At 46.2% G+C, this 14,260-nt stretch carries 13 protein-coding genes; 4 read left to right on the top strand and 9 right to left on the bottom strand.

From position 1 onward, the window contains the following. Positions 1-50: 50 nt before the first annotated feature. The 8 genes from DWB84_RS18165 to DWB84_RS18135 all read right to left on the bottom strand — a co-directional run bounded on the left by DWB84_RS18165 (position 51) and on the right by DWB84_RS18135 (position 10,142). Complete coding sequence (locus DWB84_RS18165; protein ID WP_187411238.1) at positions 51-1,676, bottom strand: hypothetical protein; 1,626 nt, start codon at positions 1,674-1,676, stop codon at positions 51-53. Between the two features lie 229 nt (positions 1,677-1,905). Then, positions 1,906-3,492 (bottom strand): hypothetical protein, encoded by a 1,587-nt coding sequence (locus DWB84_RS18160; RefSeq protein ID WP_187411237.1) that lies wholly within the window; start codon positions 3,490-3,492, stop codon positions 1,906-1,908. A gap of 282 nt (positions 3,493-3,774) precedes the next feature. Next, positions 3,775-4,185, bottom strand: coding sequence for a filamentous hemagglutinin N-terminal domain-containing protein (locus DWB84_RS18155; protein ID WP_255429076.1), 411 nt, complete (start codon positions 4,183-4,185; stop codon positions 3,775-3,777). A gap of 204 nt (positions 4,186-4,389) precedes the next feature. Next, positions 4,390-5,985, bottom strand: a complete 1,596-nt coding sequence (locus DWB84_RS18150; protein ID WP_187411236.1) for a hypothetical protein — start codon at positions 5,983-5,985, stop codon at positions 4,390-4,392. Positions 5,986-6,268: 283 nt separating this feature from the next. After that, positions 6,269-6,340 (bottom strand): hypothetical protein, encoded by a 72-nt coding sequence (locus tag DWB84_RS19240; RefSeq protein ID WP_370589747.1) that lies wholly within the window; start codon positions 6,338-6,340, stop codon positions 6,269-6,271. A 43-nt stretch (positions 6,341-6,383) separates the two neighbouring features. Further along, positions 6,384-6,671 (bottom strand): hypothetical protein, encoded by a 288-nt coding sequence (locus DWB84_RS19235; RefSeq protein WP_255429068.1) that lies wholly within the window; start codon positions 6,669-6,671, stop codon positions 6,384-6,386. Positions 6,672-6,875: 204 nt separating this feature from the next. Further along, positions 6,876-8,471 carry a hypothetical protein gene (locus DWB84_RS18140; RefSeq protein WP_187411235.1) on the bottom strand — a complete coding sequence of 532 codons (1,596 nt, stop codon included), beginning with the start codon at positions 8,469-8,471 and terminating at the stop codon, positions 6,876-6,878. A 57-nt stretch (positions 8,472-8,528) separates the two neighbouring features. Continuing rightward, positions 8,529-10,142, bottom strand: coding sequence for a PQQ-like beta-propeller repeat protein (locus DWB84_RS18135; protein WP_187411234.1), 1,614 nt, complete (start codon positions 10,140-10,142; stop codon positions 8,529-8,531). 419 nt (positions 10,143-10,561) lie between these two features. Between DWB84_RS18135 and DWB84_RS18130 the strand changes: the two genes are divergently transcribed. The 4 genes from DWB84_RS18130 to DWB84_RS18115 all read left to right on the top strand — a co-directional run bounded on the left by DWB84_RS18130 (position 10,562) and on the right by DWB84_RS18115 (position 13,313). Then, complete coding sequence (locus tag DWB84_RS18130) at positions 10,562-10,909, top strand: hypothetical protein (RefSeq protein ID WP_187411233.1); 348 nt, start codon at positions 10,562-10,564, stop codon at positions 10,907-10,909. Beyond that, entirely contained in the window at positions 10,884-11,261 is a 378-nt protein-coding gene (locus tag DWB84_RS18125) for a hypothetical protein (protein ID WP_187411232.1), read from the top strand. Before DWB84_RS18130 ends, DWB84_RS18125 begins: the two co-directional genes overlap by 26 nt. Before the next feature lie 422 nt (positions 11,262-11,683). Beyond that, positions 11,684-12,493, top strand: a complete 810-nt coding sequence (locus DWB84_RS18120) for a hypothetical protein (protein WP_187411231.1) — start codon at positions 11,684-11,686, stop codon at positions 12,491-12,493. A gap of 13 nt (positions 12,494-12,506) precedes the next feature. Further along, positions 12,507-13,313, top strand: coding sequence for a hypothetical protein (locus tag DWB84_RS18115; protein ID WP_187411230.1), 807 nt, complete (start codon positions 12,507-12,509; stop codon positions 13,311-13,313). Between the two features lie 9 nt (positions 13,314-13,322). Here DWB84_RS18115 and DWB84_RS18110 read toward each other — a convergent pair whose 3' ends face one another. Then, positions 13,323-14,198 (bottom strand): diguanylate cyclase, encoded by an 876-nt coding sequence (locus tag DWB84_RS18110; protein WP_187411229.1) that lies wholly within the window; start codon positions 14,196-14,198, stop codon positions 13,323-13,325. Between the last annotated feature and the right edge of the window lie 62 nt (positions 14,199-14,260).

Here is a 14,260-nt window from a genome sequence, read left to right as displayed (position 1 = left end):
TTGAGGCATCTGCTCTGTGGGGTATAAATTGATGGAACACACCACCCAAATTACTTGACAGATTTGGACAAAATGACTCTTTTGCCACTGCTTAAATCAACAGCGGTAATCGCCTTCAATATAGGATCGATCATCAGCGCATAATCTAAACTAGCGGAAGTCGCTATTCCCCAAGGAGTTGCAACTGCATTAACAGTGTCCGGAGTCAATGCACTGGAAAGCACCCTACTGAATCCAGAGTCTATATCGACCGCGATAATTTCACTTTTAAGATCATCGACAATCAACACTTCCTTCCTACTAGGATGCTTCGCTATAGCATTAAGCGCCGAATATCTTGACTCACTTAATACCGAGCGAGCTCCACTCGCAACTTCAACATTGATCACTCTTTTATAAGACCCAGTATCAATTGCTATTATCCGGTTGTACTCCGGAAACACCACCAATCCGAAAGCTACAGCGATGGGGGTTAGCCGATCTGGGATGCTATCCTCAGCGCTGGATAACAATTGCTGCGTATATTCGTGCACATTTAATGAATATATAGACTTTTCGTCTGCCACATAAAGTAAAGGTGAATCAGAACTTTCGTCCAAGAAAATTCCTCTGGGTTTTTTTAGCAAACTATCTTCTCCTGAAGTGGCAATAACACTTCGCACACCGGAAGCCAAATTTACTTTAAATACCGCAGATGCTGAGCTATCCGAAACATACAAAGCATTGTCTTTAGCCGCGTATACGACCGACCACGGATACCGAAAGGGCAAATCTTCCTGTAGAACGTTGTCTGAGACTATTGTTCGCTTGCCTGAGTGCAGATCCACCGCAAATACAGCGGCAAGCCGATCGTCGGTGACAAAAACAACATGACGATCATTAAGAAATCCCACACTCGCATTCAATGGTCCTTCAAACGGAGTCTCATCATCCGGAAAACTCTCCCCAACAATGCTCTCGACCCGCCGACTTCTAACCGACGGCTTATCTTCCTCAATCGCATTTTTAGCAACGTCGATAGCAGTTACTTCTACAACGTTTTCTCCCGGCTGCAAATCAACAGTAACGCTCCATGTTCCTTCATCTTTTGCTTCATTCAACTCCAACTCTGCTTCCACTCCATTAACCGTAACTGCACCATCTTCCAATTTTCCGTGCACATCCTTCACGGTTCCGCGAACAAACAGGGTTTGGCCTTCGGTCATAGATGCCAGTGGCGGGAAGAGGATGGAGACTTCGGGTGGAGTGGTGTCTGGGCCGGTAGTGACGGTAAAGGATGCCTCTATACCACCAATGGTCAGAATCGCTGTGGCGGTTTGTTCTGCCTTGATTGGAGTCTGGACACGAACCTGAATCGATTGGCCATTGCTGATGGTGCTCGCGGTGCTAGTGAAGCCACCGCTCTCGATTTTGAACTCGCCCCCCTGGATGCTTACAGGCGCTGGAGCGTTGATGCCGGTGATTTTGACGGGTGCAGAAACAACTGCGGTGCCAAAGCCCACTTTAGTGGGATCGACGCCGCTGGGCGTTGTCAGGGTGAAGCTATCGGGGGTGGTATCGCGATTGCCCGAGGAGGAACCGCCTTTGCCTCCACCGCTACTACAGGCAGCTAAAACTGCGGAAAGACCCAAAATTACCAGCAAAATTAGGCGGTTAGGCCGCTGGACAGTACCCATGACGTCTTCTCCTGATGGTCGTGGTGATTGCTTAGATGGAGTTATAAGGCGGCGGATTATCCCATGAAGAGGGTAATTGAGCACCTCGAACGTCTAGATGATCCATTGGGACTTCGGTGATGCAAGATATGAAATGCATCACGCTCTTTCTTGGACTGACCATCTTGGATTAGAGCTAACCAATCCAAGACAGTCAACTTTGCTAATGTGTAAACTTTCCTTTCAGCTCTCAATTAACCGACTTCGAAATAATAACCCTACTAAAACTTTTGTGATCCATTGCAATCAAGCCATTTTGCATATCTATAATGAGCAAATATCCTAGATTTTTATCCCCCGCAATTCCCCAAATCTCAAGCGGCCTATTTTCGGCTTCAATGTTTGACACTGGAATAGCTTGACCATTCGGGCCATCCAAATAATAAACTAGATACTCATAACTATTTACATAATAAAGACCATCAGAAACAGAAGACACAACAGAAGTGATTGCTTGAGAAGGCGCGTCAAAATAGGCAACTTGCTCATCTTGCCGAATCAGATATATTCCATTACGACAAGAAACAAATATCCCATCTTCGTTAGCCGAGTATTCCAAATCAAAAACTGATGGGTATTGTTCTCCTCCTGGATTTAACCCTAATCTTGAATCTATTAATAGAGTTTGCTCTTTATCTTCCAGATCGATCCGAAAGATTTTCCCCTGCAACTCACCGATATAAAGCACCTCTTTGTTGTTCTCTAAACGCAATAACAAACCGGTCAGCCATGTACCACTTATAGAACTAATAATTGAGCGGGTTCCATCTTTCAAATCAATCTCAAAAACAGCTCTACGAGTTATATCTGAAACATACAATTTATTGTTGCTTCCTAAATGAATACCCCAAGGTTCTTGAAATTTAAGCTCCTCGGAAAAACCCTCGTTATCCGCAAGAATCGTCCTATTACCAGTATTCAAGTCCACCTTAAAAACTTTTAAAGCGGTGCTGTCTGCCACATATGCCACTGGATTTGCGTTTTCCCAACTGATATCAGCTTTTATAGATTTTCCAAACGGGTTCTCATTATCTGGAAAGCTCTCCCCCACAATACTCTCAACCCGCCGACTTCTAACCGATGGCTTATCTTCCTCATTCGCATTTTTAGCAACGTCGATAGCAGTTACTTCTACAATGTTTTCTCCCGGCTGCAAATCAACAGTAACGCTCCATGTTCCTTCATCTTTTGTTTCATTCAACTCCAACTCTGCTTCCACTCCATTAACGGTAATCGCACCATCCTCCAAGGCACCATGCACATCTTTCACTGTTCCGCGAACAAACAGGGTTTGACCTTCGGTCATAGAAGCCGGTGGCGGGAAGAGGATGGAGACTTCGGGTGGAGTGGTGTCTGGGCCGGTAGTGACGGTAAAGGATGCCTCTACGCCACCAATGGTCAGAATCGCTGTAGCGGTTTGTTCTGCCTTGATGGGAGTCTGGACACGAACCTGAATCGATTGGCCATTGCTGATGGTGCCTGCACTACTAGAGAAGGCACCGTTATCGATTTTGAACTCGCCTCCCTGAATGCTTACAGGGGCAGGCGCGTTGATGCCGGTGATTTTGACGGGTGCAGAAACAACTGCGGTGCCAAAGCCCACTTTAGTGGGGTCGACGCCGCTGGGCGTTGTCAGGGTGAAGCTGTCGGGGATGGTATCGCGGTTGTTCTGAGAGGAACCGCCTTTGCCTCCACCGCTACTACAGGCAGCTAAAACTGCGGAAAGACCCAAAATTACCAGCAAAATTAGGCGGTTAGGCCGCTGGACAGTACCCATGACGTATTCTCCTGATGGTCGTGGTGATTGCTTAGATGGAGTTATAAGGCGGCGGATTATCCCATGAAGTGGGCAATTGAGCACCCTTAAGGAGGGATAATCCATTGGACGAAAGCCTGAAACCTTGATAATACGAGCCGTGAAATGCACCTTTTTTCTTCCTTGAGTTGGTCAAGTCGAATACCCAGATAACTGATTTTGCTTAAACATGCCAACGTTGATGACGGCGCCCTCCGCACCTTCAGACCAAATCCCGATTCATAAAATCATCGGGATTGATCTTTAACCAATCAAACCACCTACGCTGATCGTCGCACTTTCACCGAAAACGACACCGCGAGGGTTAACCAGAATTACATGCCCATTGGCATCGATGCGACCGAGAATCTCTGTGCCTTTATTTCCCAAAATTCGGTTAAGAGCTACAGCACTTTGCCCTGGCTGGATAAATTCGACTCGTTCGTTTTTTCCGATATCGAAGTTTCGCCAATCAATTGCCAAGCGATCCGAATTTTGAGTAATTGTTGTAGCAGATCCGTTCTGCTCAATATTCCCACTCCCTCTCACCACTTCGCCTCCAGAAGGAGCCGCCCACGCATGACTGGCAAACAATTGAGTGGCTATAGCAATCGCGAGTTTGCTTCTTTTAAATACCGCATGGGATTGTGAAGTAGAAGAAGTTCGCTTTTTCATAAACAACAATTAACTCACAAGATGATTGGCTACGGCTTTGAAGCTACCAACAACTCTTAAACCGTTATTTAAATATCCATAGATGAAAAAGGTTCTGCGCGAGCGAAGTTAGTCACCTGTAAACCAATGCGCTAACCTCGCTCAAATCCTTTTATCACTTGACGTAGACCTGGCCCATATATGCCCCAGCCAGTTTTTTCCACTTTATTGGGTTGCAGATTTTGAAATAATCACCCGGCGGCCAGATTCGATATCAATCGCAACTAAGCCTTTTAATTTCCGATCCGCTACTACAGCAAACCCAAATCCTGGCGCCACGGAGATACCCCAGGGCTCTACCAGGCGATTTTCACTGGAATCACCTCCAAATGTAGAGAAGCTCGAAGACTGGTTTAAATCTCCATCAAGATATGCCACCCGAGATTTTATCGCCTCAACGATGTATATCCGATTTGCCTCTTGGTCAATCGCAATTGACTCGGCATAAATACGCTCATTCAAACTAAATGTTTCGTCATCATTCGAGGTCAGGTTTATAGACACATACGTAGCATCATCCAAAGCCAATATACGATTTTTCTTTGTATCAACAGTCAAATCAACAATACTTAAAAAAGGTCGCTCAGCTAAGGGGGTACTCGAATAATCGACGACAATGCTTACATCTCCCGTTTCAGTATCGATAGAAAAAACTGAGTGATCTTGCGGAACATACAGCTGTCCATCGACGGGCGAATATGCAATTCCTTTGGGCTCTTTTATCTTGTTTAGCGGATCCTGAAGAGAAAGCGCTGTACGAATCCCAGTCTGGGTATCAACGACAAAAATGCTTCCTTTGTATCTATCTGAAACATACAAAGTTGACCCTTCCCCTTTTGCTAATCTCCACGGACGTTCAAATGGATCATCCGTTTGAATTGCATTATCGGAAAGTACTTTCCTAGAGCCATCCATAAGATCAATGGAAATGACCGACTTTGCTGTTGGGTCGGTAATAAAAATTATGGGATGATCATTCTCGTTAGATAAAACCACCCCTACCGGATCCTTTAATGGCACATCATCCGATGGAAATGCTTCAGTGATTGGCGCTTTAGTCGCCTCTATTTCAGCACCAACTCCGCTATTCCCTTTTGCATCAACAGCAGTAACGGCAACGGCATTTAATCCGTCCTCCAATTCGACCTCGACCTGCCATTCCCCTTCATCACCGGAGTCATTCAATACTAAATCTGCTTCCACCCCATTAACGGTAATCGCACCTGCCTCCAAGGCCCCATGCAGATCCTTTACTGTTCCGCGAACAAACAAGGTTTGGCCTTCGGTCATAGATGCCGGTGGCGGGAAGAGGATGGAGACTTCGGGTGGAGTGGTGTCTGGGCCGGTAGTGACGGTAAAGGATGCCTCTACGCCACCAATGGTCAGAATCGCTGTGGCGGTTTGTTCTGCCTTGATTGGAGTCTGGACACGAACCTGAATCGATTGGCCATTGCTGATGGTGCCTGCACTACTAGAGAAGGCACCGTTATCGATTTTGAACTCGCCTCCCTGGATGCTTACAGGCGCTGGAGCGTTGATGCCGGTGATTTTGACGGGTGCAGAAACAACTGCGGTGCCAAAGCCCACTTTAGTGGGGTCGACGCCGCTGGGCGTTGTCAGGGTGAAGCTGTCGGGGATGGTATCGCGGTTGTTCTGAGAGGAACCGCCTTTACCTCCACCGCTACTACAGGCAGCTAAAACTGCGGAAAGACCCAAAATTACCAGCAAAATTAGGCGGTTAGGCCGCTGGACAGTACCCATGACGTCTTCTCCTGATGGTCGTGGTGATTGCTTAGATGGAGTTATAAGGCGGCGGATTATCCCATGAAGTGGGCAATTGAGCACCCTTAAGGAGGGATAATCCATTGGACGAAAGCCTGAAACCTTGATAATACGAGCCGTGAAATGCACCTTTTTTTCTTCCTTGAGTTGGTCAAGTCGAATACCCAGATAACTGATTTTGCTTAAACATGCCAACGTTGATGACGGCGCCCTCCGCACCTTCAGACCAAATCCCGATTCATAAAATCATCGGGATTGATCTTTAACCAATCAAACCACCTACGCTGATCGTCGCACTTTCACCGAAAACGACACCACGAGGATTAACGAGAATTATGTAACCATTGGCATCAATTCGACCGAGAATCTCTGTGCCTTTATTTTCCCAAAATCCGGTTTAGTGCGACCGCACTTTGCCCAAACTCGACTCGTTCGTTTTTTCCGATATCGAAGTTTCGCCAATCAATTGCTAACCGGTCTGAGTTTTGGGTAATTGTTGTGGCAGATCCGTTCTGCTCAATATTCCCACTCCCTCTCACCACTTCGCCTCCAGAAGGAGCCGCCCACGCATGACTGGCAAACAATTGAGTGGCTATAGCAATCGCGAGTTTGCTTCTTTTAAATACCGCATGGGATTGTGAAGTAGAAGAAGTTCGCTTTTTCATAAACAACAATTAACTCACAAGATGATTGGCTACGGCTTTGAAGCTACCAACAACTCTTAAACCGTTATTTAAATATCCATAGATGAAAAAGGTTCTGCGCGAGCGAAGTTAGTCACCCTTAAACCAATGCGCTAACCTCGCTCAAATCCTTTTATCACTTGACGTAGACCTGGCCCATATATGCCCCAGCCAGTTTTTTCCACTTTATTGGGTTGCAGATTTTGAAATGATCACCCGGCGGCCAGATTCGATATCAATCGCAACTAAGCCTTTTAATTTCCGATCCGCTACTACAGCAAACCCAAATCCTGGCGCCACGGAGATACCCCAGGGCTCTACCAGGCGATTTTCACTGGAATCACCTCCAAATGTAGAGAAGCTCGAAGACTGGTTTAAATCTCCATCAAGATATGCCACCCGAGATTTTATCGCCTCAACGATGTATATCCGATTTGCCTCTTGGTCAATCGCAATTGACACGGCATAAATACGCTCATTCAAACTAAATGTTTCGTCATCATTCGAGGTCAGGTTTATAGACACATACGTAGCATTATCCAAAGCCAATATACGATTTTTCTTTGTATCAACAGTCAAATCAACAATACTTAAAAAAGGTCGCTCAGCTAAGGGGGTACTCGAATAATCGACGACAATGCTTACATCTCCCGTTTCAGTATCGATAGAAAAAACTGAGTGATCTTGCGGAACATACAGCTGTCCATCGACGGGCGAATATGCAATTCCTTTGGGCTCTTTTATCTTGTTTAGCGGATCCTGAAGAGAAAGCGCTGTACGAATCCCAGTCTGGGTATCAACGACAAAAATGCTTCCTTTGTCTCTATCTGAAACATACAAAGTTGACCCTTCCCCTTTAGCCAATCTCCAAGGGAAATCAAATGGATCATCCGTTTGAATTGCATTATCGGAAAGTACTTTCCTAGAGCCATCCATAAGATCAATGGAAATGACCGACTTTGCTGTTGGGTCGGTAATAAAAATTATGGGATGATCATTCTCGTTAGATAAAACCACCCCTATCGGATCCTTTAATGGCACATCATCCGATGGAAATGCTTCAGTGATTGGCGCTTTAGTCGCCTCTATTTCAGCACCAACTCCGCTATTCCCTTTTGCATCAACAGCAGTAACGGCAACGGCATTTAATCCGTCCTCCAATTCGACCTCGACCTGCCATTCCCCTTCATCACCGGAGTCATTCAATACTAAATCTGCTTCCACCCCATTAACGGTAATCGCACCTGCCTCCAAGGCCCCATGCAGATCCTTTACTGTTCCGCGAACAAACAAGGTTTGGCCTTCGGTCATAGATGCCGGTGGCGGGAAGAGGATGGAGACTTCGGGTGGAGTGGTGTCTGGGCCGGTAGTGACGGTAAAGGATGCCTCTACGCCACCAATGGTCAGAATCGCTGTGGCGGTTTGTTCTGCCTTGATGGGAGTCTGGACACGAACCTGAATCGATTGGCCATTGCTGATGGTGCCTGCACTACTAGAGAAGGCACCGCTCTCGATTTTGAACTCGCCTCCCTGGATGCTTACAGGCGCTGGAGCGTTGATGCCGGTGATTTTGACGGGTGCGGAAACAACTGCGGTGCCAAAGTCCACTTTGGTGGGATCGACGCCGCTGGGCGTTGTCAGGGTGAAGCTATCGGGGGTGGTATCGCGATTGCCCGAGGAGGAACCGCCTTTGCCTCCACCGCTACTACAGGCAGCTAAAACTGCGGAAAGACCCAAAATTACCAGCAAAATTAGGCGGTTAGGCCGCTGGACAGTACCCATGACGTCTTCTCCTGATGGTCGTGGCAAGTAAGAAGGCTTATGAAGTTTCAATTAGTCTTACAAGGATTTTGAAATAACAACTCTATACCCCTGTTGCATATCGACTGCGTAAACAGCCTTGCGCGCCCTATCAATCAACAAAAGATAGCCTCCTGACGGATGAACACTTATCCCCCACACCTCCCTAGGAGAGTTAATACTATCTGGGCTTTGTGAACTGGAGAGCAATTCTGATTTACCCGAAAAAATATCGAATTTATATATACCTAATTGAGACGAGCTTCTGTTCAAGTAAATCAACTCCCCATCCTGAGGTCCCTTTGCTAGGTCGACTACAGCGGTGCTTGTCAGTTCTAGTTGGGACAAGAGCGTTCTCATACCGGTGGTACGATCTACAGAAAAAATTACGCCATTATAGTCTGCGACAAAAATTGAGCCGTCCTCATACGTCAATCCCCATATATCATCAAACGGATTTTGAGCATCCGGAATTTTCTCATTTGCACTAGAAACTAAAAGCTGCTCTGCCGTATCAACGTTTACAGCATATACACGTCGCTCATCAGCCACAAACAAAGTCTTTTCTAGTAAAAACATCCCCAATGGACCACTGGCGTACGAACCATTACCCTTTTCAGCCAATTTTTTACGATCGAAATTGGCAAGATCAATTTCAAAGATAGCTGACGAATAATCTGAGACATACAATTTTCCGTTCTCTCCAAAATGAATTGATTGCGGCTCATAGAACTTGAGTTCATCCTCCACTCCCTGATTATTGGCCACTAAAGTCCTCTTCCCGGTTGCCAAATTTACTGCAAAAACGCCAGGTCTTTGCCGAGAGTCATCAGTTACAAAAGCTAATAACTCATTATCAAAAAAACCTATATCTACTTTAAATACAGATGAAAACGGATTTTCATTATCTGGAAAACTCTCCCCCACAATACTCTCAACCCGCCGACTTCTAACCGATGGCTTATCTTCCTCATTCGCATTTTTAGCAACGTCGATAGCAGTTACTTCTACAATGTTTTCTCCCGGCTGCAAATCAACAGTAACGCTCCATGTTCCTTCATCTTTTGTTTCATTCAACTCCAACTCTGCTTCCACTCCATTAACGGTAATCGCACCATCCTCCAAGGCACCATGCACATCTTTCACTGTTCCGCGAACAAACAGGGTTTGACCTTCGGTCATAGAAGCCGGTGGCGGGAAGAGGATGGAGACTTCGGGTGGAGTGGTATCCGGGCCGGTAGTGACGGTAAAGGATGCCTCTACGCCACCAATGGTCAGAATCGCTGTAGCGGTTTGTTCTGCCTTGATGGGAGTCTGGACACGAACCTGAATCGATTGGCCATTGCTGATGGTGCTTGCACTGCTAGTGAAACCACCATTCTCGATTTTGAACTCGCCTCCCTGGATGCTTACAGGGGCAGGCGCGTTGATGCCGGTGATTTTGACGGGTGCAGAAACAACTGCGGTGCCAAAGCCCACTTTAGTGGGGTCGACGCCGCTGGGCGTTGTCAGGGTGAAGCTGTCGGGGATGGTATCGCGGTTGTTCTGAGAGGAACCGCCTTTGCCTCCACCGCTACTACAGGCAGCCAAAACTGCGGAAAGACCCAAAATTACCAGCAAAATTAGGCGGTTAGGCCGCTGGACAGTACCCATGACGTATTCTCCTGATGGTCGTGGTGATTGCTTAGATGGAGTTATAAGGCGGCGGATTATCCCATGAAGCAGGGAATTGAAGTACCCGGAAGGACTGATTGGTGTGATACGGCTCATAGATGCAGCGAGGGAGCTCCTGCTGGAATCTTGAACATGAGGTTGCACTTTACTCGCCTTCCTTGACACTGGATCCCCTAATTGTCCTACTCTCTTGTGACTCAGCCTGTTCGAGCTCCCCGAAAATCGTGGCAAATCCCTGACAGCTGTTCGCGAGGATGCGAATTATTCCACGGAATAAGAAAATTCAAAACTCCGAGCACACATTTTGGCAGACAATCCGCCAGGTTTAACTCACGCGATTCGCATGTTAGACTCGCGGCAATTTTGTTGACTTGTTTTTTTGTAAAGGACCTACGCTTATGACGCACACCAAACCTGCGCATCAAATCAATTATTCTTCTTTCCTTCGCTTTCACCCCTCCGCCAATGGCACAGACGGCCGCCCGGTCTATATAGATCCGGCTTTACTTACCCGCTTTGTCGAGCTGATCGACCCCAGTAGCCATATTGGAAAACAAGTTATTCAAGGACTGATAGGACTGAAAAATTCAGCGGCGGGGATTAGTTCGGATTCCAATCAAAGCAATGCTCTACAACATAGATCGACGTTTCAGAATATTGTGGCAACCTACACTGTGCTGCAGCATGGGGGGGCGAGGGTCGGGAGTCTACATTACAGATTTGGCGCATGGATATCGGGAAGATAAAAATACGCCTGGCCTCTATAAAGTTCTGCCAAGTCTTGACCGAGATAGTAAATGGTCTGTTGAACTCGACAAAAGCACCACAATGCCGTTTGCTATTGGCGTACTTGGCGCAGCAGCCCCATCAGAATCTGGCGTTTCAAGCGCTCTAGAAACTGCAATCACATTTGCTGCGACTGCTCTTTCAGGTGAAAGAAGGAAAATCGGAGATGGATTTTCTCTATTTTATACACCTACCTATGTAATAGATGGCGTGGGAGTTTGGCTTACTTCGGACCAGAAACGATCTACATCTGCTGGCAGCCCTACAACTTTTGCTCAACTTTTGGCAAATACAGCGAAAAAGCCTACCTGATACGGCGATCCTGAACGATACAAATGGTATATCGTCGGACAAGGAGCTAAAGTCTTTCAAAAAGCCCTAAGCGAATATAAACATATCTGCAAAGTTCCTCTCAGTCAAAATCACGAGTTTTATTTTGTAGCCCCTCAAATTCCCCTTGGCTTGATAAAAGACGATTTGTTTGCACAGGGAATCCACTTTTATCACGACAGAAATGTCATTGAAGATAAAATGACATTAGTGGGACAAATCAACCAATTTTTCGATCCAACGGAAACATACAGAGGTTTTCACAGGTCTGCCGGTTTAGAAAAGATGGTAATTGAAAGCGTCAGAGACGCTAACAAAGTCATCAAGAATCAAGGCTCAACAGGATACGTCTGCGATTACGCACAACAATTGTGCGGCGCTCTCAGCAGAAAATGGGGGGCATAATGGACCAACGTCCTCCTTCACAAGAAGAAATCCGCGATGCATTTATCAATGCACCCGGCTTTATATGGCCAGAATTCGCGGCCATGCCACTGAACTGCTTCGACCTAAAGACAGCACTCCTTACTTTTCCAGGAGATATATCAAAGTCTCGTAGCGATCCATTTTCTGACTGTGCGGATTTTCAGGTCGATATTAATGACCTAAATACCTGCCCTCGCATCGATAGTTTTTTTGAAAAAGAAAGATGGAACGAAAGCAGTCTATTCGTGTGGTGGTATTTAGGAAGGTTTCATTGGACGTGCTCACCTGGTGCGGTACGGCAATTCTCTGTAACACAGGGATTTTTTACTACTTATATTAACGTTACTCGATTTCAGAATATGGAAGAGGTAAGCGATATAACCCAACCGTTCCAATTAAAAACCGCTCTCTACAAATCCCTTATTGGGAAAATAGAAAAGGGCTTTATAAAACCCATCACACCAGATTCAATCTTTGAAAAATCGATCAATGGAAGAGTTTGGGTAATAGCTAGGTCCTTTGACCCTTGCGACAACCCAACTTACGAGGTCGCTTCCGCTATTGATCATAGAACCGCCATTGATCTAGCCATCAAGCTGGACAACAGCTGGTTTTCCGATGAAACAATTCCCAACGAAGTTGAGCAAAAACACCTCGCCTCCCTGTGGGACTATCTAAGCCACGTCACAATCCACCCAGCCGGAAGCAACCATTTAGAGGCAGGCACCTTCTATCGCGAAACTCCTGGCCAGGCGGAAAAAGTGGAGGAAGATAAGTTCGAATGGTAAATGGAATCTAAGAATGAACCGACTTCCACCTTCAGAAGAAGAAATCCGCTCAACCCTGATCAACACTCCTCGTTTCTATTGGCCAGAGTTCGCCGCCATGCCGCTCAACTGCTTTGACTTGACGGCGGCACTACTGACATTCCCTGGAAACATCACTGAATCTCGTGATGACCCATATTCAGATTGTGCTAACTTCCGAATCGACATTAATGACTTAAACACCTGCCCCAGGTTCCATAGCTTTTTTGAAACAGAGAGATGGAATGAAACCAGTCTCTCTGTGCAGTGGTTTCTCGGAAGACTACACTGGGTATGCTCTATACCTTTCGATGATTTTTTCTCCATCAACCAGGGTTATTTCAAAGTTTATGTAAATGTAAAGAGATTTCAAAACTTAGACGGTATAAACAACGTTAATGAACCCCAACAACTTAAATCTGCCATGTATAGATGCATGAAAGGTGCAGTTGATGGTGGTTCAATTAAAGATTTTCCTGAAGATTCGATTACCGAAAGAATCATTAATGGGAGAACCTGGACAATTGCGCGATCCCTCGCCCCATGCGATATCCCCATTTACAACATCGCAACCCCGATAGATTATCGCACGGCGTTGTATATAGGGGTCGAGTTGGATAACGACTGGTTTGCCGGAGAAGCGCTGCCCGAAGAAGTCGAGCAAAAATATCTCGAATCACTTTGGGATTACATAGGCCACATCACAATACACCCAGCCGGCAGTAACGTTTTAGAAGCAGGTACCTTCTATCGCGAAACTCCCGGCCAGGCGGAAAAAGTGGAAGACGATTTTAAGTGGTAGGCCCGTAACTTACAGTTTGGATGTATCAATCCAAAGCTTTGCGTTTTCCAATGGCGTGAGCGGTGGTAGCTCGGGGTTGTGGAGTTTTAATACGCGTCGGTCCTTGAGATTGGCGCGTTGAAGGACCATTTTTACCATTGGATTGCTGAAAAACTTCTCGTCAAAACTGCCGTCGTCAATTGCCATTAAAAGACCGCGCTCGATATCTGCAGCGAGGTCGGGACGAGTTGGCGTTACGATCAGGTAATAAGGCGAGGTATAAACAAACATCAAGTTTGGATCTACCGTAAGCTCCAGCTCTTTATTGTTCTGCAGTTCTCCCCAAGGTTCATGCACACCGCGCGGGAACGCATCAAAGCGCTTGCCATCCGTCATATAAAATAAATTTTCATATTTGGTTGTGGCAATTACCTTCATGCCGTTGGCTTCCATAATAGCTGTATCGGCCCAGCCAACACCTTGGCCATAGGTAAAGCGGCGCACTTCCTCCATCGTTCGAACCTGGTCGAATAAATGTGCATTGTCTTTGTGAACAATAAGAATTCTGTGCCCCAACAGACCTTTAAACAAGGGCACTCTCACAGGAAGGGCATTTTTTTCCATATCCATATTGGTCGCCATCCAAACAACATCGATATTCCCCGCGATTAATTCCTCGCGCATTTTTGGTGCGCTAAGTGCGGCATCTTGAACAACGATTTCATAATTACGACCAGCTTTTTCCAGACCGAGCCGAATCATGTCAATGGCGTATGCCGCAGTTTCATCTCCGCGAGAAACGACCGTTACTTTTTTAGTATCCGCTGATGCGGAAATCGCGAAACAAGCAGATATAACAGAAAGGAATGAAAAAAGGACGAGACTAACAACATCACGTTGAAACATGGTACTGCAAAACCCAAAATGACAACTAGAGACTATATTCTCTCACGAAAACCTTAGTCTCT

It is taken from the genome of Saccharophagus sp. K07 (genome assembly GCF_014336955.1).
GTDB lineage: Bacteria > Pseudomonadota > Gammaproteobacteria > Pseudomonadales > Cellvibrionaceae > UBA5868.
The sequence above is the reverse complement of the archived record's forward strand: the minus strand, read 5'-3'. Positions and strand labels throughout refer to the sequence as shown.